Genomic DNA, 1,810 nt, shown 5'->3' on the forward strand with positions numbered 1-1,810 from the left:
TGAAACTGATTCAGATACGGATTCAGAAATTGATTCGCTTACTGATTCTGATACTGATTCAGAGATTGATTCAGAAATTGACTCGCTTACTGACTCTGAGACTGACTCAGAAATTGATTCACTTACTGATTCTGATACGGATTCAGAAATTGACTCGCTTACTGATTCTGATACGGATTCAGAGATTGATTCAGAGATTGATTCAGATACTGATTCAGAAATTGACTCGCTTACTGATTCTGATACAGACTCTGAAATTGATTCGCTTACTGATTCTGATACAGACTCTGAAATTGATTCACTTACTGATTCTGATACTGATTCAGAGATTGATTCGCTTACTGACTCTGAGACTGATTCAGAAACTGATTCGCTTACTGATTCTGAAATTGATTCAGAGACTGACTCGCTTACTGATTCAGAAATTGATTCACTTACTGACTCTGAGACTGATTCGCTTACTGATTCTGATACCGATTCTGAAATTGATTCACTTACTGACTCTGAGACTGATTCGCTTACTGATTCTGATACCGATTCTGAAATTGATTCACTTACTGATTCTGATACCGATTCAGAAATTGACTCGCTTACTGATTCTGATACTGACTCTGAAATTGATTCACTTACTGATTCTGATACGGATTCAGAAATTGATTCGCTTACTGATTCTGATACTGACTCAGAAATTGACTCGCTTACTGATTCTGATACGGATTCTGATACGGATTCAGAAACTGATTCACTTACTGATTCTGAGATTGATTCACTTACTGATTCAGACACTGACTCAGAGATTGATTCGCTTACTGATTCTGATACGGACTCAGAAATTGATTCACTTACTGATTCAGATACTGATTCGCTTACTGATTCTGAGACTGACTCAGAAATTGATTCACTTACTGATTCTGAGACTGATTCAGAGATTGATTCACTTACTGATTCTGATACTGATTCTGAAATTGATTCAGAAATTGACTCGCTTACTGATTCTGATACTGATTCAGAGATTGATTCGCTTACTGACTCTGATACTGATTCAGAGATTGATTCGCTTACTGATTCTGATACAGACTCAGAAATTGATTCGCTTACTGATTCTGATACTGATTCAGAGATTGATTCGCTTACTGATTCTGATACTGATTCAGACACTGACTCAGAGACTGATTCAGACACTGACTCAGAAATTGATTCAGAGACTGACTCAGAGATTGATTCAGAGACTGACTCTGATACTGACTCTGATACTGATTCGCTTACTGACTCAGAGATTGATTCAGAAATTGATTCACTTACTGATTCAGACACTGACTCTGATACTGATTCGCTTACTGACTCTGATACTGACTCAGAAATTGATTCGCTTACTGATTCAGAGATTGATTCACTTACTGACTCTGATACTGATTCAGAGATTGACTCGCTTACTGACTCTGATACTGACTCAGAAATTGATTCACTTACTGATTCAGAGATTGATTCAGATACAGATTCTGATACTGATTCGCTTACTGACTCAGAAATTGACTCGCTCACTGATTCTGATACTGATTCAGAAATTGATTCACTTACTGATTCTGATACTGACTCAGAAATTGACTCGCTTACTGATTCTGATACCGATTCAGAAATTGATTCGCTTACTGATTCAGAGATTGATTCAGAAATTGATTCAGAAATTGACTCGCTTACTGATTCTGATACTGATTCAGAAATTGACTCGCTTACTGACTCAGATACGGATTCGCTTACTGATTCACTTACTGACTCTGATACTGACTCAGAAATTGATTCACTTACTGAT

At 37.1% G+C, this 1,810-nt stretch carries 1 protein-coding gene; it reads right to left on the reverse strand.

What is annotated here, in order from left to right; all coding sequences use genetic code 11:
* On the reverse strand, positions 1-1,810 hold a 1,810-nt coding region (locus E7C97_RS09430; protein ID WP_316109057.1), incomplete at both ends, for a DUF445 family protein.

Origin of the sequence: Streptococcus sp. (assembly GCF_032481935.1) — a bacterium.
Taxonomy (GTDB): domain Bacteria; phylum Bacillota; class Bacilli; order Lactobacillales; family Streptococcaceae; genus Streptococcus.